Source organism: Herpetosiphon giganteus (genome assembly GCF_016907925.1).
Classification (GTDB): Bacteria; Chloroflexota; Chloroflexia; order Chloroflexales; family Herpetosiphonaceae; genus Herpetosiphon; species Herpetosiphon giganteus.
In genome coordinates this window covers 46,268-68,026 of sequence record NZ_JAFBCZ010000026.1, presented here as the reverse complement: position 1 = coordinate 68,026, position 21,759 = coordinate 46,268, and the positions used below count along the sequence as shown (strand labels likewise).

The window sequence follows — 21,759 nt, the reverse complement described above, 5'->3', positions numbered from 1 at the left end:
GGTTTATTTGGCAATGGCCAGATCGTAGCGTCGCCCAACTTCGCTCCAATTTATCACATTCCACCAAGCGCTCAAAAATTCGGCCCGTTTTTGGCGAAACTTCAAATAGTAGGCGTGCTCCCACACGTCAACCCCAAGCAACGGCGTTAGCCCTTCCATATAGGGGCTATCTTGGTTGGGGTAGCTGGCGAGATAGAGCGTGCCTTTGCTATCGGTTGAGAGCCAGCCCCAACCTGAGCCAAAGCGCCGCGAAGCAATATCATTATAGCTATTTTGGAAGCTGCCGAACGAGCCATATTTGGCATTAATTGCCGCTGCCAACGCGCCACCAGCGCTGCCGCCACCCTTAGGCGAGAGCGTTGCCCACCAAATTGAGTGATTGGCATGGCCGCCAGCATTGTTGCGCACTGCGGTCTGAATCGCGCTTGGTAAATTACTCAAGCCATGCAAAAGTTCAGCCACATTCATGCTTTGCAATTTGGGATAATCGGCCAAGGCTGCATTCAGATTAGTCACGATTGCTTGATGGTGTTTTTGGTGATGAATGTACATCGTTTCTGCATCAAGCTGCGGTTCCAACGCACCGTAATCATAGGGCAAGGCTGGCAGGGTGAATTTGCCGTTGGTTGGGACTGTTGCCATATCAAAGGTTTTGCCGACCCCGCCATATTTTTTGGCGCTTGCTTCTTTATTGCCCCAAATTGCGGCCAAACTGCCTAAGCCAATTGCGCCCAAAAACCCCCGCCGCGATAGATTGAAACGTTCTGACATTATCATAACCTCCACTAGACCATGCTTTCATATTGCTCCATTCGTTGAAATAAGCACTTTGGTTTTAGCAAAAGGTTGATAATTATTAAACTTTGGTTAAAAATATACTTAATTAACTAGAATTTGCTGCGTACTTGCCCGAAGCGATTGATGGGCACTTTGGCGAATTGCATAGCCCAAACAGAGCAAGCACAATGGCAAAACAAGCCACGATTCCCACGCGAAGGTGCTGGTTTGCAACGTATTGAGTGGCATCCCTTGGGCTTGAGCCGTCAGGCCGAGCGCAATCCAGCGTGAGCCAATCAGGCCAAGCATCGCTGTGCTGAGGCCAATTTTGCCCCAGCGGCCAAGCGTTGGCCAAACCAAACTGAGCACAATCAATTCAAGAAACGAGAACGACCAGCCAACCGGCCTGCCCCAATACAAGAGCAGAAAACTCAAGCCATAGAGCAATGGAAAGCCAACCTGTTTGCGCCAAACTAACCAACAACTTGCAACCAACCCAAGCAACCATAAGCCAAGTGCCAATATTTGAGCGCTATTTGGGTTGAGGCCAAGATTGATTAAGCCTTGCAAGACTGTGCGGTTCCACATGCTCATTGGGCTTTGTTCGGCCACCGCAAAATTAAACCATTGGTATTCGAGAGTATTGGCCAAATAATTGAAAGTTTCGTGGCGCAGCGCACTATCCCAGCGCCAAATTTCTAGCCCAATCAACCCCAAGGCTAGCACTGCAATGCTGGCAATTCGTTTAATCAAGTCTTGGCGCGCCGCTGAATCAGCCATATTGCAATAGGCCAGCGCTGCTAAAGCCACGAAAAACAAGCCATAGAAGGGCTTAATCAACAGCAGCAGGGCAATAATCAGCGCCGCAGCCAGCCGCGAATGATAGAGCGCCCAATAGCCGCCAAGCAAACTGCCGAGCAGCAACAATACTTCAACATTGCCCGAAACGATGCCCAGCATACATTCCAAACTAAGCATCACCAACATTGTCCAAGCGCTGCTTTGTTTGGTCAGATACAGCCAAAATGCCACAAATCCAAGCGTTGCCATACTCAAAATTGCGGCCATGCCAAGGCTCGTGATTTGTAATTTGGCTACGGCTTGGGCTAAAGTGGGCGGATAAAGATATGGCCCAACAATCTGACCAACCTGATCATATTGCGCCTTAACTGCCAGCTTTGCCGCCGGATCAGGCGCATTGAGTATGCGCTGCTCCCATTGATGCACGCTGCGCCACATTGCTTGGGCCTCGGCAATTGCCGGATATGGATTGGCTTGGTGTTGCATGCGTTCGGCAGCTAAAGCGTAGCTTTGAAAATCGACGCTTGCGATGCCCCGCTGTTGGTTTTGGTACACCACACTATAGCCAAATGCGACCCACATCCCAAAAATCATCCAGCCAACCAGTGTGCCCACTCTTCGCCAAGCAAATTTCATACGCAACCTTTCGAGTGCTAAGCCTTTGGATCGGCTATGTTGGAATGGTGCAATGCAAGGGCAAAATGCAACTATAAAGCAGACTCTGTGGCTAGAGGTTTCCAAATGGCGTTGGTCTGACAGTTTTGGCTGGGGTTGGGGTTTTGCGTTGCTAAAGCTGCTGGAACCAAAATGCTACCCACTTGGAACAGGCTTTGGAACTGGTGCTTGCTATATTAAGCCTACACACTCTCATTGCGGCGCTCCTGTGGTTTGGAAGCATCAGGGCAGTTGGCCGCTTGGTAAACGTGGGACTTTACCAAGCGGCCAGCACCGCATTTAAAAACCATTCTTTAACGCCAAAACCCCGCAGTTGCGGGGTTCTAGCGAGAGAAGAGAGGAGAAGGAGATGGATTAAGTATAGGCCATTGCTCCTATTCTGACATTCCCTATAATGGGTGATTTAGCGGGTGACTTAAGTCATGCCAAAGCGGCGACAAAAGCATCCCACGCTTGGTGAGGCGTGATGTTTGCGGAGTAAAAAGCCGATCCTGCAATTAGATTAGTCGCCCCTGCTTGCACAATCTGGGCAATATTACTTGGTTTAACCCCACCATCAACCTGAATTACTGCCTCATGCTTGCGCTGATCGAGCAAACTGCGCACGGCTGCAATTTTTGCCAAGCTGCGTTCAATAAAAATCTGGCCGCCAAAGCCAGGATTAACCGACATAATTAGCACCAAATCGAGATCTTCGAGTATATCTTCAAGGCTGCTGACTGGCGTAGCTGGATTGAGCGCCACGCCCGCAGTGCAACCAAGCTCATGAATGCGCTGAATTGTGCGGTGCAAATGTACGCTGGCCTCTTGATGCACCGTTATATGGTTTGCGCCAGCCGCAGCATATTCTTCAAGCAGCGCATCGGGATTGCTTACCATCAAGTGGACATCCAACGTGCCCTTAAAATATGGCCGAATCGCCTTGATGACTGGTGGGCCAAAGGTCAGGTTGGGCACAAAATGGCCATCCATCACATCAACCTGAATCCAGCTACACCCAACTTCGTCGGCGGCCTGAACATCGGCTCCAAGATTGGCAAAATTGGCCGATAAGATCGATGGGGTCAGCTCGATGGCGCGGCCAGCGTGGTATCCGATTGGCATAAAACTCCTCATTGTGTTTAATCATGCAGCTCTATTAAAACACAAATCAACTCAACCTTGATCACAATTAAAATTCAATTTTCAGCAGGCGGGTTGAGCTATACATTCCAGCCCGTTCTAAGGTTTTTTTGGAGTTATGGTTGTAGTACCAACAGCCAGCGATTGGCTCAAGTTGTTGGTTTTGGCAATGGCGAATTAATACTTGAATTAAGCGCGTGCCATAGCCTTGTTGGCGATAGGCCAGATTGATGTGCATGCCAATGCTGGCAACCTGTTGATAGATGCTGCTTGGCTCGATAATCCCAAAGCCAATAATCTCGTCATTGATGCTAAAACAAAACAGCTGTTGCCACGCTACTCGTTGCGGAATTTGATCAAACAAATCGCTGGCATGCTCAGTAATCAGCCCAATATCGACCTCAGTTGCTAGGCGTAGCTGTTCGCTCGGGCTTGCTTCTAGCAAAGCTTGGTCGTTTGCTTGGAAAAAATAGGCCTGTTTGTGCAGTTGGCGATGCTGATCGAGCGCATGGCTAAGCAACCATTGATCGTTGGTTGGCACAAAGGCTGCTTGCACATTGGCTAATTTTTTGGCTTGCTCAAAGGCGATTTGGCCATACTGTTGATAGCCAGTCTGCAATGAAAAATGCACCAGCATGCTTGCATCGTGCACTGCGGCGAGGCCAATAGCTGCCTGATCAAGCATAATCTGATACCACGCGGCATGGAGTAAGCGATCCTCGAAGAATGAATCGACATGGGTTAGTAGCTGAACATAATAGTCAACGACTATTGGTTTGATTACAGCGAAATCAATTGATATAAAACGAAATTGCATTGGTTTGCGATCCTTATCTTCTGGCTAAGCCACGGTTTGTTGCCCAGAATGATACACCAATGCCTAAGCGAGGATTTTCTAGGGGTAGGCAGGGACAACAGCTAGCTGGTTGTGATTGAAAGCTAGAGGGCTAGCTGCCGAATAACTCTTAGATCTGTTGAGCTAGCTCCCAGAGATGGCCAGCGGGGTCGGCAAAGCTGGCGGTGCGCACGCCCCACGAGCGATCAATTGGCCCATTGATAAACTCAACGCCGCGCTCACGTAATTCGGCATAGACTGCATCGGTATTAGCAACAGTAATCGTATACAAGGCGCGTGTATCGGCTTTGGGCACAGCCATCGGCGCAAGCAATTCAACCGCTGCGCTCTCGGTGAGCAGGTTAATCAATGTTGAGCCAAACTGAAACACCATCGAATTTTCGTCGCTGAAGACCATTGGCAAGCCAAATGTTTGCTGATAAAACTGGGTTGTGCTCTGCATAACGGCATCGGGCACGAAAAGGGTAATTGCGCTAATCGCTCCATCAGTCCAGCGAGCTTGATTGTTCATTCGTTCCTCCTTGAAAATACAGCTCAATTATAGAACATATTTTCGTTTTTGGATTGAATAAAAAACCATCTGTTGGAGATGGTTGTTGATGTTCGATGCAATTATTGCTGTTGCTGATTTTGCTGTTGCCATTCGGCATACGAGGTTGGGCCTTGGTTGCGCTGGTGGCGGCTAATAACTAGCTGTTGTTTTGCCCGCACCAGCTCTGCATCAACCTGCCATGGAGACTGATCATTGTATATACGTTGACGGCGCTCGGCCTCAAGCAGTTCAATATACTTCTTGCCCCGCGCTTGGGCGAGGTTTTGTGAACTGGCAGCGTCAGGGTTTGTACGGGATTGATGCAATGCTTGTTGGTAGCGCTGTTTGGCAGCTTGTTTGGCTTCTTCTTGTTTGGATAAATAGGCTAAGTGGACTGCGATGATCAGGCCGATAACCACAAGCGCAATACCCCAGAACAGTGAATCCATAACCATTCTCCCTGCATTATTTGGCTTTAAATACGCCAGGGTTTGGGCAAGGTTACAGGCTTAAACTGCATCAAAGGCTGGGTGATAGGAAATTGTGCCATCCAAGCCTGCCAAAGACCCAACACTTAATTCTTGGGCCATAAAAAACTTGGCATCGACTGGGTAGTGGCAGCGCAGATTCCAGGTGGCAGCAGGCCGAAAGCCAAAGCGTTGATAATATTCAGGCCCACCCAACACAACCAAGGCCTGAATTTGCGCTTGGCGGCAAGCTTCAAGCCCAGCTTTGACCAAGGCCGAACCAATGCCCTTGGTTTGCTGGCTTGGCAGCACTGCTAACGAGCCTAAGCCCCAAATTGTGATGCCGGTTGGCGCTTGATCATACTGCACAGGGCTGAACAAAATATGGCCAACCAGCTGATTATCCAATTCGGCAACTAAGGAAATGATGGGCGTTACTTGACGTAATTGGTTAACTAAATCGGCCTCGCCAGCGCGGCCAAAAGCTTGTTGATTGATCGTAGTAATTGCTGCGTTATCGGTGCTGGTTTCAGAGCGAATTAACATCATTTGGCTCCTAAAATGCCAAGAGCCACCGTTTTATAGGTAGCTCTTGGCTAGAATGAGCTAAAATTTACAGGCCAGCTTCGGCGCGCAAGGTTTCGGCTTTGTCGGTGCGTTCCCATGGCAAATCGATGTCGGCACGGCCAAAGTGACCGTAGGCAGCGGTTTGGCGATAGATTGGGCGGCGCAGATCAAGGTCGCGGATGATCGCGCCTGGGCGCAAATCGAAGTGCTTGTTGATCAGTTCCAACAATTTTTCGTCGCTGACTTTGGCGGTGCCAAAGGTTTCGAACGAAATTGACAATGGCTTTGAAACGCCGATTGCATAGCTCACTTGCAATTCGAAGCGCTCGGCCAAGCCAGCGGCAACGATGTTTTTGGCAACGTAGCGGGCAGCATACGCAGCTGAGCGGTCGACCTTGGTTGAATCTTTGCCTGAGAAAGCGCCGCCACCGTGGCGAGCAACGCCGCCGTAGGTATCAACGATAATCTTGCGGCCAGTCAAACCTGAGTCGCCCATTGGACCGCCGGTTACGAAACGACCGGTTGGGTTGATGAAAATCTTGGTGTTTTCATCGAGCATGCCTTCAGGAATGACAGGCTTGATCACCAAATCGATCACATCTTTGTGGATGCGTTCGTTATCGACGTTGGGATCGTGTTGGGTTGAGATCAACACGGTATCAACGCGCACTGGCTTGCCGTGGCTATATTCGACGGTTACTTGGCTCTTGCCGTCTGGGCGCAAGTAGCCGACCTCGCCGGTTTTGCGCACTTTGGCCAAGCGGCGGGTCAATTGGTGAGCCAACGAAATCGTCAAAGGCATAAATTCATCGGTTTCGTTACACGCAAAACCGAAGACCATACCTTGGTCGCCAGCGCCAACTTTTTCAATTTCAGCTTCGCGGCTGGCTTGATCGTCGCGGACTTCCAAGGCCACATCAACGCCTTGGGCGATGTCTGGCGATTGGCCGTGCAAGGCAACGATAATCCCACAGGTTTCAGCATCGAAGCCGAATTTGCCACGGGTGTAGCCGATGTCGCTGACGACTTTGCGCACAATGTCTTGGACTTCAACATAGCCCTTGGTGGTAACTTCACCGAGAACCACAATCAAGCCAGTCGTGGTAGCGGTTTCGCACGCCACCCGTGACATTGGGTCTTGGGCCAACAATTCATCCAGGATCGCATCGGAAACTTGGTCACAAATTTTATCGGGGTGTCCTTCAGTCACCGATTCTGAGGTGAAGAAGAACTGTGGAGCACGCATAAATGTTGTTGCGTCCATTGAGTTTTATCTCCTAGCAGCAATATGTGCAGGTTGTATCCAAACACTTTATCAAACGTAAATAGGGGTTTAATCAGTATGTCCTGGATCACTATAGAGGTACTGGTGATGATTTTCTGACCAATCCTCAGGCATGATTAAGCTACCAATCAATGTTTGTAAAATATTCCAAACATTTTCAGATTCGCTGGCCTCAGATTCGGATGGAATCTCTTGCATAAGTGCTCTATTGTGATGTAGCAGAATTGGGTTGATTGCTAAACCCAATTCTGCTACTGGATTGTATCGCAGTTGATACTTCAGGTTTATACCGCAACGGCGGAATCAGACTAGGTGCCTTCTTCCCATGAGTTGAGGTAGGTTACTTGAGCTTCGGTCAAGACATCGATGCTGATGCCCATTGCGGCGAGCTTCAAGCGGGCAATTTCTTGGTCAACTTCAACTGGCAAAGCGTAGACTTTGTTTTCCAATTTGCCTTTGTTGGTCAAGAGGTATTCGCTGGCCAAAGCTTGGTTGGCGAATGATTGATCCATCACGGCGCTTGGGTGGCCTTCAGCTGAAGCCAAGTTGATCAAGCGGCCTTCGCCCAACAAGTTGATGCGGCGACCATCGGCCATAACGTATTGATCGATGAATTGGCGAGGTTGTTTCTTTTCAACTGCCATTTTTTCCAAAGCTGGAATATCGATTTCAACATTGAAGTGGCCTGAGTTACAAACGATCGCGCCATCTTTCATGGCAGCGAAATCTTCGCCGTCGAGGACGTGAATATCGCCAGTTGCGGTGATGAAGATGTCGCCGATGCGGGCTGCATCAACCATTGGCATCACGCGGAAGCCGTCCATTGCAGCTTCGAGGGCTTTGATTGAATCGATTTCGGTGACGATGACGTTTGCGCCAAGACCATGGGCGCGCATCGCGATACCTTTTGAACACCAACCGTAGCCAGCAACAACCACGGTTTTACCAGCGATCAACACGTTGGTTGCGCGGATGATACCGTCAAGGGTTGATTGGCCAGTGCCATAGCGGTTGTCAAACAAGTGCTTGGTTTGGCTGTCGTTGACCGCGATCACAGGGAATTCGAGCACGCCTTGGTTGGCCATAGCGCGCAAGCGAATCACACCGGTGGTGGTTTCTTCGGTTGAGCCAATCAAGTTTGGCAACAATTCGCGGCGATCTTTCAAGACAGCGCTCACGAGGTCAGCACCATCGTCCATGGTGATATGTGGAGCGTGGTCAAGGGCGGCTTTCAAGTGATTGTAATAGGTTGCGTTATCTTCGCCCTTGATGGCATAGACGGGGATTTCGTCGTATTGCACCAATGCTGCGGCAACATCATCTTGGGTTGAAAGTGGGTTTGAGGCTGCCAACACAATATCAGCGCCACCAGCTTGCAAGGCGCGCATCAAGTTTGCGGTTTCAGCGGTAACGTGCAAACAGGCCGACATTTTGATGCCTTCAAGTGGACGTTCTTTGCTGAAGCGTTCGCGCAATTGGCGCAAGACTGGCATTTCTTGCTCGGCCCAGGCAATGCGGCGCATACCTTCGTCGGCGAGCTTAATATCTTTAATATCGAAATCCTTAGCCACGAAAAACTCCTTAATAAAAGTATGAAGTCAAAGGGATGAAGGATGAACTGCACCCCTGAATACCTGAATCGTAAGCTACCAACGTAGCATTACTGACATGACCATGGTTGATTTAGCCGAATAATTCAGCTAAGAGTGGTTCGGCACCAAAATTTTCTTCGTAGCGAGCCACGAAATCGGCTTTGGTGTAGCGATGTTCTTGCGTGCCGTGATGCTCGATGGCATAGCATGCCGTCAAGCTGGCGATCCGACCGGCGACTGGCATGGGCAAACCTGCCAAGTAGCCTCGCACAAATCCGGCGCGGAAGGCATCGCCTGCTCCAGTTGGGTCGGCAACCACAGTTGCCTTGGCCACTGGAATCTCATAAACTTGGCCATTGTGGTAGATTGTAGCACCTTCGCCGCCTTTGGTAACAACCGTTAGGCCAACGACTTGATGCAATTCTTCCTCGGTACAGCCAATTTTTTCTGCCATCATGGCAAATTCATAATCGTTGCCGATCAACGCAGCAGCGCTGCGGCAGCCTGCGAGCAATTCAGGGCCGTTCATGCGGGGGGCTTGCATGCTTGGGTCATACAAGTAGGGAATATTGTTGGCTTGGCATTCGATCACCAACTGCGCCATGGCAGCAGGATCATTGGGCGCAATAATCACAAAATCTGGGCGATGGCCATCGAGTGGCAAGCGCTGGCGATGGGCTTGAGCCATTGCACCTGGATAGAACGCCGTGATTTGGTTGTCGGAAAGGTCGGTGTTGATAAAGCACGAGGCAGTGAAATCGCCTTCGATAACTTTGATCAAGCCAGTATCAACCCCAGCGTTTTCGAGCCATGTTCGATATTCGCTGAAATCTTCGCCGACGGTTCCCATGACAGTGGGGCGTTCGCCAAGCAAGGCCAAGTTATAGGCAATATTTGGCCCTGTGCCGCCACGCATGCGCTTCATCGACTCTACCAAGAAGCTCACGCTCAAAACGTGAACTTTATCGGCCAAAATATGATCTTTGAATTGCCCGGGAAACACCATAATGTAATCGTAGGCAATTGATCCAGCTACAACAATCCGCACGAACAAACTCCTAGTATGAGTAACGATATCGCCGCTATGCTACGTGGATAGCAGCGCTCACTGCAATTTATAGTGCGTCCGAATGACGCGGCTAACCTCGGCCAACAGGCCAAGCGCTTGATCGGCGTGGCTTGGCTCGTGTTGAGCAAGGCCCTGCGCAATCGTTAATAACGAGCCATCAAGAATGCGACTGTTGAGAATATCGCGATCGAGTGCATCACGTAATAATTCAGTCCATTCGTTGACCACATCACTGACCGTCATTGTGGCCAGCTGCGCGGGATCGCTGGGCAAACATTCCCAAATAATCGCCCCGCCGTTTTCCAAATACTCATTGATACACTTGCCACAGGCCAGCAAATCTTGGCGTTGCTCTTTGGCACAAACCAACACCCGCATGCCGCTTTTGATCAACAACTGCCAATCAACAGCCGCCCCAGTTGGTGCGATGCCACAGGCAATTGGGCTATGCTGAATGGTTTCGGCCAACAAGCCATAGGCTTCTGCTTGGCTGATTGGGCTGAATGGTTGGGCTTGGGCATTCCAAAATGGCTCAATCAAACAGACCCAGCCTTGGATGTCGTGAATGCGTAATTCACGTGCCAGCCAACCAATCCGTAAGTGTAAATGTTGTGTCAAGACCTCGCGCAAGCGTTGATCGGCCAACAACGGGCGTTCTTGATCATCGACCAAGGTCAGGCCCAAACTTAATGGGCCATATAGTCCAAAACCCAACGCCTGGGGCCGCAATTGGCGATCATTGAGCCACGGTGTATGATCAAGCAATTGTTCAACGCTGTCAACTGCCACATGGCCAACCGTATTTTCGAGATAGGCCAATTGATGGGCTTCAAGCTGACGTTCGAGTTGGGCTAGATCAAAATGTGGGTCACTGTTCAAGCCAGGAAAGCCATGAGTGCTCAAACTCCACAAGGGCTGAGCCACAAAAGTTGGTGCAATTGGATAGCCTTGCGTCCATCGCATTTGGGCTGCCCATGCACTTGCCTGATTGGTGTAGGGCAGATCAAATGGCGCAATCGCTTGGCAACGAAACTCACTGGCGAGCGTTGGCGGCATTGGCAGCCTCGACCATGGTGTGTAATTGTTCGGCAAAGGGCGGGTAGGCAATCCCTTGCTCGGTAATAATTGCCGTAACCAAGTGCGCAGGTGTCACATCAAAGGCTGGATGCGCCACTTTAATGCCTTCTGCGGCAATTGCCTGCTGCCCGATATGGGTCACTTCTTGAGTTGAGCGTTGCTCGATTGGAATTGCCGCTCCAGTGGCAGTCTGCAAATCAATGGTCGAGGTTGGCGCTGCGACATACAGTGGAATGTTGTGCGCTTTGGCCAAAACCGCTAAGCCATAGGTGCCAATTTTGTTGGCAACATCGCCATTAGCCGCAATCCGATCCGAGCCAACAATAATACAATCGACATGGCCTTGCTGCATAAAATAGGCTGCCATGTTATCGGTAATGAGGGTAAGATCGATGCCTGCCTGCTGCAATTCCCACGCGGTAAGGCGTGCGCCCTGCAAAAATGGCCGCGTTTCATCAACCCAAACGTGAATTGGCTGGCCATCTTCGTGCACCGCCCGAATTGGGGCCAGCGCTGTGCCATAGGCGGCAGTGGCCAAACCACCAGCATTGCAGTGGGTCAATACGTTGCGCGTTTGAGCCAAAAGCGTTTTGCCATGTTGGCCAATTGCGCGGCACATAGCCTCATCTTGGTCGCGAATGGTTTCGGCTTCGTCCAATAAGCGTTGACGCAATTGATCGGGTTCAAGCTGCGCATTTGCCTGTGCTATATCGAGCATCCGCTGCGTAGCCCAAGCCAAGTTGATTGCCGTAGGTCGCGCTGCATCAAGCAGGGTTTTGGCCTTCGCAAGTTTTTCGATCAATTTGCTGCTGGTTTGGGCCGTGCTGCGTTTAGCAGCCAGCGCCATGCCATATGCCGCCGTAATACCAATTGCTGGCGCGCCTCGCACTTGCATTGAGCGAATCGCTTCGATAACGCTGTTTAAATCCTCACAACGCACAATATCCAGCGTTGCTGGCAAGCGCAGTTGATCGATCAAACAGGGCACGTCGTCCCACCAAATGGTTTTTGGTACTTCATTCATGGGTTGCATTACACAAAAAAACCTCTCAAAAGAGAGGCCCGCATGCATCAACTCATCTATCAGGCCGAACCTGCAGGATTTTGCACCTTCCAAAAAATTGGGGTTGCCGGGCTTCGTCGGGCCAGTCCCTCCGCCCATCTCGATGAGAATCGCGTATTCACTGGTATTCCACAGTTCGGTTGGCGATTATAGCATAGTCAATTGCTTGTGACAAATGGCTTTTAGCGTGGTTTGGGCAATCTGCCCAACTTGGCTTCAATGGCGATCGAGCCGAAAAATCGCGGCATCGGGGTTTGGACGTTGACATAGCCGATCGCGCAGCAGTTCGGCAGCGACGATGCTATAGGTAATGCCATTGCCGCCATAGCCCAGGGCCAGCAAAATGCGCGGTTGGTCGGGCAAATTGTCGATATAAGGCAAGCCATCGCTGGTTTCACCAAACGTTCCAGCCCAACGATAATCAACATGCAGCGGAATATGCGGGAAAAACTCATTAAAACGTTTGCTTAATTTGGCTGCTTTGCGTTCAAGTAAAGCATCGCGCTTGGCTGGAATATCAATTCGATCATCTTCGCCGCCGATAATCGCCCGCCCTTCGCTGGTGGTGCGTAGGTAGACATAAGGCCGCGCACTTTCCCAAATTAAACATTGCTCGTGCCAGCCACTGAAATCGCTCAACGGCTCGCTGGCAATTGCATAGCTACTGCGAAATTTGACCAATGCTTGTTTGATATAGTTTTGGGCTTCGTAGCCAGCCGCCAAAATCAGATATTTGGCATGAATCCGACAGCCTGTATCAGTCGTCACGGTCACGCCAGCACTATCGGCCTGCCATTCCTTGGCACTCGTGCGATCGAAAATTTGTGCGCCACGTTGGGCAGCATGCTTGAATAAGCCGTGGGCCAGCTGAAAAGCATCAACTTCGCCTGCATTGTAGGAATATAAGGCTGCGGGAGCGCTAAAACTAAAGCGTTCGCTAATCGCGCCTTTTTCCAAAAAATCCAAATTAAAACCGTTAGCTTTGCGCAGTTCATATTCTTGGCGTAATTGTTTGACATGCCACCGACTACTAGCAAGATATAAACTTGTCTTATATGAAAAATGGTCTGCTACACCGACATTCTGCGCAACCTCAGAGACCTTATCAATCGCGTCGCGACAAAGTTGATAGGCGCGAACGGCGTTTTGCTCGCCCACCAACTTAACTAATTCGGTTAGTGGCGTATCAATTTCATATTGCAACAAGGCCGTGCTGGCGCTGGTGCTGCCGCCAGCAATCTCGCGTTTTTCAAGCACAACGGTTTCGATATTGGCCTCAGTCAGATAATGGGCGATCAGCGCGCCGCTAATGCCGCCACCGATCACCACCACTTCGCAATTGAGATCCTGTTGTAGACGAGGATACGTGCTTAACAAGCCATTTTTAACGGCCCAAAACGGATAGCCACTATTCAAATCCATGGTTTGCGTGCTCCTGATATGTGCGCTTGGGCTGGCATTAAGCAAGCGCTATGCCGCTACAATTGGCTGCTTGCTGCTCTTTAATTATGGGTTGCTAGTGAATACATTGCCACAATGCGGCCATTCGCATCACACGATTGCTCCTGAAAGCCAAGCGATTGATACAAATAACGGGCTGCATGGTTGTGCTCGCGATAGCTTAGCCAGACCTGATCGATCGTGCCCAACGCTGCTGCCTCGGCCAAAATCGCCTGCATTGCGGCGCGGCCATAGCCTTGGCCTTGAAAGGCCTGATCGATCATCAATCGGGCGACGCGATATTGATCGGTGTTTGGGCTAAGGCCATACACTGCCAAGCCAACCAATGTATCTGCTTGGGTCATAATCGCCCGCACATGCATCGTTGGGTAAAACTGAGCCTCGGCGATTGAATAAAGGTTGGAGGCGACAAAATCTTGTTGCTCAGCAGGCAAGCTCAACTCGCAACATGCCTGCCAATTTTCGCTGGTAACTGGGGCTAAATGAACGATTGTCATCATTATTTCCTTGAGTAATGATCATGAGATTGTATTAAACGAGAAAACCCTGCTGCATTGCAACAGGGTCTGAATTAATGGATTTGGGTTGCTTAAGTTGATATTGATCACCACCCCTCCGCCCCGCCTCAAGGCGGGGAACGCAGGAGGGTTTTCATCCCCCTGCACCCCCTAAAGGGCAATTGGTGGTGTGTAGAAGCCCAACGAAGCATCTAAAATGGTGGTTTTTAAAATAGAAACCCCTAGCCAATTAAGCTAGCGCAGTTTAGAAATGGCGGTCGAGTACATACTCTGAGATTTCGCGCAATAGCTCTTTGGCTGCTGATGGCGGGAAAATATCGAGGGCTGCGAGGCCGCGTTGGGTAATGCTGCGCGCTTCGGCGATAGCTTGCTCGATGCCACCAAGCTGCTTAACTTGGCTAATTGCTTGCTCAACTTGGTCATCGCTCAGCTGCTCGTATTGATCAAGCAAATTGACTAAGGGATGTTCGTGATGATCCTTGACTGCCAAGATTAATGGCAAAGTAATGGTGCCTTCGCGCAAATCGTTGCCAGCAGGCTTGCCAAGCGTTTCCTCGGTGCTGACGAAATCGAGAATATCATCAACAATTTGGAAGGCTAAGCCAATATCATAGCCATAGCGGGCAGCAGCCTCAATTTCTTCTGGGCTACCACCGCCACAAACCATGCCAGCTGCGGCAGCAGCTTCAAACAAGGCTGCGGTTTTGCCGCCAATTTTGGCATAATATTGTTCAAGGGCTGTGGCTGTGGGCAGCGTCGCCATGACGGGGTGCAATTCAGAGGCTGAAATCGTCATAACCGATTCAGCGAAAATCTGAATCACCCGTGGGTCGGGAGCTAGCGCCATTTCGCCAGCAGCAACCGCAAACAGGTAATCCCCAACCATCAATGCTACGCCCTGATCCCATTTGGCATGGACGGTAACTTTGCCCCGGCGGCGGTCGGCATCATCGACTAGATCGTCGTGAACCAAACTCGCTGCATGAATCAACTCAACGGCGGTTGCTGCATGCAAGCTATCGCTCAAGCGGTACTGGCCTAATTGTGAAGCAAGCAGAACCATCATGGCCCGCAAACGCTTACCACCAGAGCTAACAAGGTGTTGACCAGCAGCCGTGATCAGCGCCGATTGGGATTCGACCCGATGCATAATGCGATCTTCGACGGCCTGCAGATCATTGCGTAACGTGCTTGGGATTTCCAATTGTTTTAATGTGTGCGTCATAGCACGCTTCCTACATAAATTCGGTGTTTGTGAAAGTTATCGCGTAGCCAAAGCATACCCGAAAACCATAGCAGCGTCAACGGATTTGCCGCTGGCTTTAGGCTCGGTTACACTAGAGGCTAGGCTATCTGAGAGCTTTGTGAGAGGTTTTGAAAGCCGCTAGGAGTGTTGCGATGTTTAATATTGAGGATATTTTGGCCATCCTGCCCCACCGCCCGCCGTTTCTGTTGATCGACCGCATTTTAGAGCTTGAGGATGGCGTGCGCGCGGTTGGTCTAAAAAACGTCACCATGAACGAGCAGTTCTTTGTTGGCCACTTTCCCGGGCGGCCTGTGATGCCTGGCGTATTGATTGTTGAAGCTTTGGCGCAGGTCGGGGCATTTATCATTTTGCGCCAGCCAGAGTATGCAGGCAAAATTGTGATGTTTGCTGGCATCGACGATTTTCGCTTTAAGCGCCCGGTTACACCTGGTGATACACTGAAATTAGAAGTAAGCCTCGATAAAATGCGCCGCCGCATTGGTAAGGGCCAAGCCAAAGCCACAGTTGATGGCACGTTGGTTGCCGAAGGTGGGCTGATGTTTGCAATTATTGATTAAGTATTGCCTTTAAACATTCGCCTACAGAAGGAGTCTGTTGTGGATACATTCAATGTTGAGCTACGCGATAAGCTCATTCTGGTGGTTGATGACGAACCACGGCTGGTCACATTTATGCGCGTAAATCTCGAAGCCGAGGGTTGCCGCGTGATTAGCGCCGAAAATGGCCGCAAAGCGCTTGAAAAAGTGCGCGAAGATATGCCCGACGCTGTGCTGTTGGATATTATGATGCCTGGCTTGGATGGCTACGAAACCTTGCGCCGCTTACGTGAGTTTTCTGCAATTCCGGTGATTTTCCTCACTGCCAAAGACGAAGAAGATGATCGGATTCGTGGTTTGGAGCTTGGCGCTGATGATTACATTGGCAAGCCGTTTAGCCATCGCGAGTTGGTGAGCCGCTTGCGGGCCGTGTTGCGTCGCCATTATGTGACTCCAACTCAAGCAGTTTCAACTACCAAAATCGATGATCGCTTGACAGTCGATTTTGATCGGCGTGAAGTGTTGGTCAATGGCGAACGAATTAGCCTGCGCCCAACCGAATATCGTTTGCTCTATCATCTGGTGCAAAATGCTGGCTTTGTAATGCCCCACGAAACCTTGCTTGCCAAAGTTTGGGGGCCGGAATATCGTGATGAAAGCCATTATTTGCGCTTGTACGTGACCTACTTGCGCCAAAAAATCGAGCAAGATCCAGCCAACCCGCATTATATTTTGACCGAGCGTGGGGTTGGCTATCGCTTCGTCGATTTCAAGAAAAAGAGCGAGGAATAGTTTTCGTTGAATTGACAGGCGTGTTTCCCTCACCCCCCCAACCCCCTCTCCCACTGCACGCGAGCGAGGGGGAGCAGAAGTTTTAACCGACGAATTGCTAAGAACCATGGATTTAAAGCCCCTCTCCCGTTGGACGGGAGAGGGGTTGGGGTGAGGGAAAGTACCTAAATTGTGTGTTGCTGAAAAAGATAAGTTCCACCTAGAGAAGCGAGTTAAGATGGATCATCAAGCTGTTGAGCAGCTACTACAACCAAAAAAGATTTTGCCTGTGGTTAACTTTTTAGCTACGCCTGAGCTTATTCCAGTTGAGCCTGGGATCTATGGCTGGTGGTTTAAAACGATTCCGCCGCAAGTTCCAAGTGTAGGCTGTTTACAAGTTGATGGCTGGACATTGCTCTATCTGGGAATCTCGCCTGCTAGGAATAACCCTACTTCGCGCCAAAATCTGCGCAAACGGTTGCGCGACCATATGCTTGGTCGGGCGAATAGTTCAACCTTGCGCTTGAGTTTAGGTTGCCTGCTCAGCGAACAGCTTAATCTAAAGTTGGCTACTTATGGCCCGAGCAAGTATGTAGCTTTTGGTGCAGGCGAAAAACGCCTATCGCAATGGTTAGAGGCCAACGCTGGTCTTTCGTGGCTTGTGCATCCTCAGCCTTGGTTGATTAAACCCGAGCTTCTCCAACAATATGCTTTGCCACTGAATATTAACGGTAATGACCACCCGTTTGTTACAATGCTTAAACGGCTCCGTGAACAGGCAATCCTTCAGGCCGATTTACATCATTGAAGCAAGCGCTGATAGCGTTCGATAGTTAAATCGATGGCTTCTACAACTTGGTAGCTTTGCTGAGGAACAAGTACACTCAACGCGATTGGTAAGGTGATGATATAGGCTTGGGCAACATCCCATTGACCTGGATTGAAAAGCTTGGTGTGCAAGCGCGAATTTTGCCATAATTGCACATAATCATCAAGTTTTGCGCCAAACCACTGCGCAAAAATGGTTGAATCGTGAGCAAGGAGGATTCGTTCGTAATGGCTAGCACCTTCGCGAGCTAAATACCCATGCTCACGCATGAAATCAAGCCGCCAGCGATGTTCCTGATAGCGATCAACACAACGAAATTCGCCAGTCGTGTTTGCATAATTCAGGCTAATTGCTTGGCCAGCACTAGGCAGCGCCGTATGATTATTGTTAATGCGAAGCGCCCACCCATAATACCCACCATCATAGAATAAATCGGATCCGATCACGTTTGAAAAGATCGCTTGGGCCGCTTGTTGCCACGCTCTAGTGTATTGCTGCCGATCAAAGGTAAATGGGCCAAGCCCAGTATATACCCATGGATAGGGCCGCCTGTTCTGATTATCATCAAAATTATGCCAAATAACTAACTCGTTTGTGACGGTCATATGGCTCATAATTGATGGATTACCACACCACCCACATGAACAGATCAGAAGTGGTATAGTAGCATGACATAATAAATATCCTCTTTGGGGATTCAATTGCTCCAGATCATCAATATGAATATTGATATGATCGCCAGCTTTTTGATCTGGGTCTTGAGGATCGAGCGAATGTTGTTCGATGTTGGCAACATGGGTGAGTAGTGGGATTCCGTTGATAATGATTTCGATCTCGTCGGAAGGTTGGAGGTGGATGAATTCGATTGTATCCATGCATATGCCCGTGGGGAAGAATCGGGCAGCCCCATAATTGTATTGATCGCTAGTTTAGCATACCTAGTCTAATGTTGGCAAAATAAAATATGAATTAATATTCCAAGCAAGCTGTTCATTAATCGGCGTATAGATTTGGAGGAAAAAGGAATGGAGATTAAACCATTAATCATTGGTTTGGGTACTACGCAGCGGCTCGGCTTGCATTTTGTTGAGCTTGATCTGCGTGAGCAACGCGTCTTGGTGCACATTCGGATCAAGGATCGTTGGCTTCAGGTTGATCATTTTGATTGTTGGTTTAATCGCGCAACCCTTAAGCGCTTTGCTGAACAGCTTAGGCCGTGGCTGACACTGCGCACCCATGATGCAGAATTGAACAGCGATTTTGCCTATATGGAAGTTAATAATTTTCGCTTGAAGCTTCAAGTACAGGGCAGAAGTGGCGATATTCAGGTAGTCTATGCGTTGAATTCAGTTGATCATGTGAGCATTGAAGCTGCTGGCGATTTTGCGTTTAATAATGATTTTTTGCTGCAATTGATTGACGATGTGCAACAAATTAATGCGCTATTTGATCAGGTTTGGCGTGATCCTGACCTTTTAGCGGCCTATTCTGAGTCGTATCCTTTATCTGAGCCATGTGATTAAGCGCAAATAATTAAGCGGCTTCCATGCAATTCATGGAAGCCGCTTGACCATTAATGTTGCTCGACCTGAACCGGTTTTTGCTCAATGCGCAAAATGTTGGGTGATAAAAATCCGAGCATACACACGAGCGTTGCCAGAAAACCTCCTGCAATAAAAATCATGCGAATGCCGATTAATTCGCTGAGCGGCCCGACAAAAATCAAAGCGATTGGCCCTGCCAGCCCAATCATGGTTGAATAGAGCGAGAGCACGCGGCCTTGCAGTTGGTTGGGAACAATTGTTTGAATGATGGCGATAATTGGCGCATTGCCAATTGTATAGGTTACGCCGCTGATAAACCACAGCACAACCGCTATCCAAAAAAGTGGGCCTGGCACCATCCCAGTGAAGCCAACCATGGCCGACGAAAGCGCAAACATCACTAGCACCAACACAATTCGGCGCATTGGAAACTGAATGAGGCTAATCATCACGCCGCCAATGATCATACCCAGGCCGCCTACTCCTTCCATCAAGGCAACCCGTTCAACACCACCACCAAATTCTTGCTGAATTAACAGCGGAGTGAGCACGAAACCTGGAATTAAGACCGCAACCATCAATAAGGTAACGCCATACAGCAGCACTAAGCCGCGATTGCTCATAACCATGGCGAGGCCGCTGCGGAAATCTTGCCACATGCTCACTTGCTCTTCGCTGGTTTGCATGGTTTGAGGGATTTTATAGAACAACAATGGTGTGATTGCGAGTAGCGCCGTGACCACATCGATCATCAATGCGCCTTCGAGCGAAAAAACACTCATCGCCAAGGCCCCAAGTGGTGCAGCGGCCACGCTCATCAAGCCATAGATCATCTGGTTCATGCCAGCGGCGCGAGTTAGCCAATCGGCTGGCACAAGTTGGCTGGTGCTTGCGGTTGCAGCAGGGCTTTGAAAAGCCTGCATCGTGCTGCGCAGAAACATCAAGGTATAAATATGCCACAGCTGAATCTGATCAGTGGCAAACAGCACAATCAAAACAACCATACTGAGCGCTGAGATTAAATCGCTGCTAATCATAATGAAGCGTCGATTCCAGCGGTCGGCGATAATACCGCCGATTGGCCCAAAGACTGCTTGCGGCAGCAGCGCCATCATGCCAGCGATTGCCAGCGATTGAGCCGAGCCAACGGTTTGGGTGATCCACCAGATCAGCACAAACTGGGTGAGGGCGCTGCCAACCAAGGAGCTAGCTTGGCCCAGCCAAACCGCAAAAAAGCGCGGCTTCCAATTAATGTGCGACCAATCTTCGGTTGGATTATTTGATGTGAGCGAATCAATGCTCATAAGTTAACCTCAATAATTCGCTGTAAAGGGCCTGTTGAGTGGCTGAGGGCATGGTTGGCAAACCAATCAATTCGCTAAACCACAGCGCATCACAGGCCAGTTGAATCGTTAATGAACGGCCTAACGCTAGCCGATCGTCAGCAGGAATCAAAATTGGTTGGGCGTAGGCTTCGCGCCAAGCCTCAAATAAACTGGGATAGATTGAGACAACCCGCCGCATAGCATGCAAGATTTGAATATCTTCAGGCGATTGGTTAAAGCTGGCATGAATATAGGCACGATGCCAATAGCCCAGTTGATCGCTTGCTTCTTTGCTTAATTCAGCAGCCAAGCATGTCTCCCACGCTTGTTTGCCTAACTCAAGCAAGCCATAAAATAACGCCTCTTTGGTGGGAAAATGATGCAGCAAGCCACCTTTGCTCACCTGCGCTGCTTTGGCAACTGCTTCAAGGGTCAAATTGGCCGCACCATCAGCCATAATCACTGCAACCGTGGCATGTAAAAGCTTGGCTTTGGTTGCCTGCGGGTCTTTTTTGGTCATAGAATACTCCATACCGTCTACCTAGACGGTACTATACCGTCCGCGCAGACGGTTGTCAAGAGGCAATGAAGCGGTCAGGGATCAGTTGTTGGGGGCAGGTTGAGGGAACCGCGAAGAACGCGAAGATTAATTTCTTTGGCCACAGATTGCACAGATTGCACAGATTATTCATTCCGATAGTCCAAAGCCACCAGCCCATAGCCTGATCATTTTGACTTTTGACTTTTGATTTCTGACTTTTATGTTCTATGCTCTATGTTCTATGTTCTATGCTCTATGCTCTATGTGTACTAGCTCATTAGGTTGGCAACCAATGGCATGCCCTCACCCCCCAACCCCCTCGCCCACTGAACGCGGGCGAGGGGGAGCACTGGTTTTTACCGACGTATTGCGCAAGAACCACGGCGTTAAAGCCCCTTGCCCGCCACGTGGGCGAGGGGTTGGGGTGAGGGGATCAAGCCGTGGTTAACCGAATGAACTAGTACACAAAGCCACCAGCCCATAGCCTGATCATTTTGATTTCTGCCTTCATCCTTCATCCTTCGCCCCTTGCCTTTACGTTTGATCGGGGTGGCGGTACACTTAAAAAGACTGATTTTGGAATGTGCTTGTGAGGCTGCAATGGAGCAATTGCTCACGAAGGTTGATCATCTTGGTTTGGCGGTGCACGATTTGGAGCAAGCAATTGCCAGCTATCGGGATCACTTGGCGCTCGATCAATGGGAAATTATCGAAATGCCCGAACGCCATATGCGGGTGGCGGTTGGCAACGTGGGTGGTACATTATTGGAATTAATTGCCCCAACCAGCCCAGAAGCGGCGTTTGCTAAATTTTTGGCAGAACGTGGCGAGGGCATTCATCATATTGCTTATACAGTTGAGCATATTGACCATGTTTTGGAGCGCTTGCAAGCCCAAGGTGTGCGCTTGATTGATCGTGAAGCACGACCTGGCATTCATGGAACTCGGATTGCCTTTCTGCACCCAAAAGCCCTGCATGGCGTGTTAACCGAGTTGGTCGAACATCCCAAACCTATAATCTAACGCAGTGTGCCAACATGGTGCGTCATAAAGGCCTATTTTAGCAACGAATGTTGGGCAGCTT

24 protein-coding genes and 1 riboswitch are annotated in these 21,759 nt (G+C 49.8%); of the genes, 5 read left to right on the top strand and 19 right to left on the bottom strand.

Annotated features, from left to right (window positions below):
• Window positions 1-3 precede the first annotated feature (3 nt).
• The 16 genes from JOD20_RS20030 to JOD20_RS19955 all read right to left on the bottom strand — a co-directional run bounded on the left by JOD20_RS20030 (window position 4) and on the right by JOD20_RS19955 (window position 15,087).
• Window positions 4-642: a Fe-Mn family superoxide dismutase gene (locus JOD20_RS20030; protein ID WP_204756991.1), complete on the bottom strand. Its 639-nt coding sequence runs from the start codon at window positions 640-642 to the stop codon at window positions 4-6.
• Window positions 643-879: 237 nt separating this feature from the next.
• On the bottom strand, window positions 880-2,214 hold the full coding sequence (locus tag JOD20_RS20025; protein ID WP_204756973.1) for a hypothetical protein: 1,335 nt from the start codon (window positions 2,212-2,214) through the stop codon (window positions 880-882).
• 459 nt (window positions 2,215-2,673) lie between these two features.
• Window positions 2,674-3,357, bottom strand: coding sequence for a ribulose-phosphate 3-epimerase (gene rpe, locus JOD20_RS20020; RefSeq protein ID WP_204756972.1), 684 nt, complete (start codon window positions 3,355-3,357; stop codon window positions 2,674-2,676).
• Between the two features lie 67 nt (window positions 3,358-3,424).
• Complete coding sequence (locus JOD20_RS20015; protein WP_204756971.1) at window positions 3,425-4,192, bottom strand: GNAT family N-acetyltransferase; 768 nt, start codon at window positions 4,190-4,192, stop codon at window positions 3,425-3,427.
• Between the two features lie 148 nt (window positions 4,193-4,340).
• Entirely contained in the window at window positions 4,341-4,742 is a 402-nt protein-coding gene (locus tag JOD20_RS20010; protein ID WP_204756970.1) for a VOC family protein, read from the bottom strand.
• Between the two features lie 101 nt (window positions 4,743-4,843).
• Entirely contained in the window at window positions 4,844-5,212 is a 369-nt protein-coding gene (locus JOD20_RS20005) for a hypothetical protein (RefSeq protein ID WP_204756969.1), read from the bottom strand.
• A gap of 60 nt (window positions 5,213-5,272) precedes the next feature.
• Window positions 5,273-5,779 (bottom strand): GNAT family N-acetyltransferase, encoded by a 507-nt coding sequence (locus tag JOD20_RS20000; RefSeq protein ID WP_204756968.1) that lies wholly within the window; start codon window positions 5,777-5,779, stop codon window positions 5,273-5,275.
• A 64-nt stretch (window positions 5,780-5,843) separates the two neighbouring features.
• A complete protein-coding gene (gene metK / locus JOD20_RS19995) occupies window positions 5,844-7,061 on the bottom strand; it encodes a methionine adenosyltransferase (RefSeq protein WP_239583963.1) in 1,218 nt (405 codons plus the stop codon).
• 69 nt (window positions 7,062-7,130) lie between these two features.
• Window positions 7,131-7,280, bottom strand: a complete 150-nt coding sequence (locus tag JOD20_RS19990; RefSeq protein ID WP_204756967.1) for a hypothetical protein — start codon at window positions 7,278-7,280, stop codon at window positions 7,131-7,133.
• Between the two features lie 110 nt (window positions 7,281-7,390).
• Window positions 7,391-8,653, bottom strand: a complete 1,263-nt coding sequence (gene ahcY / locus JOD20_RS19985) for an adenosylhomocysteinase (protein WP_204756966.1) — start codon at window positions 8,651-8,653, stop codon at window positions 7,391-7,393.
• A gap of 112 nt (window positions 8,654-8,765) precedes the next feature.
• Window positions 8,766-9,722 (bottom strand): carbohydrate kinase family protein, encoded by a 957-nt coding sequence (locus JOD20_RS19980; RefSeq protein ID WP_054532513.1) that lies wholly within the window; start codon window positions 9,720-9,722, stop codon window positions 8,766-8,768.
• 57 nt (window positions 9,723-9,779) lie between these two features.
• Window positions 9,780-10,799 (bottom strand): hypothetical protein, encoded by a 1,020-nt coding sequence (locus JOD20_RS19975; RefSeq protein WP_204756965.1) that lies wholly within the window; start codon window positions 10,797-10,799, stop codon window positions 9,780-9,782.
• Window positions 10,777-11,844 carry an S-methyl-5-thioribose-1-phosphate isomerase gene (gene mtnA / locus JOD20_RS19970; RefSeq protein ID WP_239583962.1) on the bottom strand — a complete coding sequence of 356 codons (1,068 nt, stop codon included), beginning with the start codon at window positions 11,842-11,844 and terminating at the stop codon, window positions 10,777-10,779. Before mtnA ends, JOD20_RS19975 begins: the two co-directional genes overlap by 23 nt.
• Window positions 11,845-11,893: 49 nt before the next feature.
• Window positions 11,894-11,993: riboswitch (SAM riboswitch) on the bottom strand.
• 106 nt (window positions 11,994-12,099) lie between these two features.
• Window positions 12,100-13,305, bottom strand: a complete 1,206-nt coding sequence (locus JOD20_RS19965) for an NAD(P)/FAD-dependent oxidoreductase (RefSeq protein WP_204756963.1) — start codon at window positions 13,303-13,305, stop codon at window positions 12,100-12,102.
• 80 nt (window positions 13,306-13,385) lie between these two features.
• A complete protein-coding gene (locus JOD20_RS19960; protein WP_204756962.1) occupies window positions 13,386-13,844 on the bottom strand; it encodes a GNAT family N-acetyltransferase in 459 nt (152 codons plus the stop codon).
• Between the two features lie 262 nt (window positions 13,845-14,106).
• On the bottom strand, window positions 14,107-15,087 hold the full coding sequence (locus JOD20_RS19955; RefSeq protein ID WP_204756961.1) for a polyprenyl synthetase family protein: 981 nt from the start codon (window positions 15,085-15,087) through the stop codon (window positions 14,107-14,109).
• Between the two features lie 173 nt (window positions 15,088-15,260).
• Between JOD20_RS19955 and fabZ the strand changes: the two genes are divergently transcribed.
• From fabZ to JOD20_RS19940, 3 genes are all read left to right on the top strand, one after another.
• Complete coding sequence (gene fabZ / locus JOD20_RS19950; protein ID WP_204756960.1) at window positions 15,261-15,686, top strand: 3-hydroxyacyl-ACP dehydratase FabZ; 426 nt, start codon at window positions 15,261-15,263, stop codon at window positions 15,684-15,686.
• Window positions 15,687-15,725: 39 nt separating this feature from the next.
• Window positions 15,726-16,457 (top strand): response regulator, encoded by a 732-nt coding sequence (locus JOD20_RS19945; RefSeq protein ID WP_204756959.1) that lies wholly within the window; start codon window positions 15,726-15,728, stop codon window positions 16,455-16,457.
• 217 nt (window positions 16,458-16,674) lie between these two features.
• The gene (locus JOD20_RS19940) at window positions 16,675-17,244 is read left to right on the top strand and encodes a GIY-YIG nuclease family protein (protein ID WP_204756958.1); all 570 of its coding nucleotides are present in this window, start codon (window positions 16,675-16,677) and stop codon (window positions 17,242-17,244) included.
• Here the strand turns inward: JOD20_RS19940 and JOD20_RS19935 are convergent.
• The gene (locus tag JOD20_RS19935) at window positions 17,238-17,870 is read right to left on the bottom strand and encodes a hypothetical protein (protein WP_204756957.1); all 633 of its coding nucleotides are present in this window, start codon (window positions 17,868-17,870) and stop codon (window positions 17,238-17,240) included. The genes JOD20_RS19940 and JOD20_RS19935 overlap by 7 nt on opposite strands.
• Before the next feature lie 420 nt (window positions 17,871-18,290).
• Here JOD20_RS19935 and JOD20_RS19930 point away from each other — a divergent pair, with 420 nt between their 5' ends.
• Window positions 18,291-18,788, top strand: a complete 498-nt coding sequence (locus tag JOD20_RS19930; protein WP_204756956.1) for a hypothetical protein — start codon at window positions 18,291-18,293, stop codon at window positions 18,786-18,788.
• A 50-nt stretch (window positions 18,789-18,838) separates the two neighbouring features.
• On the opposite strand, the gene JOD20_RS19925 is transcribed toward JOD20_RS19930, so the two are convergent.
• Together JOD20_RS19925 and JOD20_RS19920 are read right to left on the bottom strand one after the other, a co-directional pair.
• Window positions 18,839-20,113: an MFS transporter gene (locus tag JOD20_RS19925; RefSeq protein WP_204756955.1), complete on the bottom strand. Its 1,275-nt coding sequence runs from the start codon at window positions 20,111-20,113 to the stop codon at window positions 18,839-18,841.
• Window positions 20,103-20,654 (bottom strand): TetR/AcrR family transcriptional regulator, encoded by a 552-nt coding sequence (locus JOD20_RS19920; RefSeq protein WP_204756954.1) that lies wholly within the window; start codon window positions 20,652-20,654, stop codon window positions 20,103-20,105. Before JOD20_RS19920 ends, JOD20_RS19925 begins: the two co-directional genes overlap by 11 nt.
• 621 nt (window positions 20,655-21,275) lie before the next feature.
• Between JOD20_RS19920 and mce the strand changes: the two genes are divergently transcribed.
• A complete protein-coding gene (gene mce, locus JOD20_RS19915; protein WP_204756953.1) occupies window positions 21,276-21,698 on the top strand; it encodes a methylmalonyl-CoA epimerase in 423 nt (140 codons plus the stop codon).
• Window positions 21,699-21,759 lie beyond the last annotated feature (61 nt).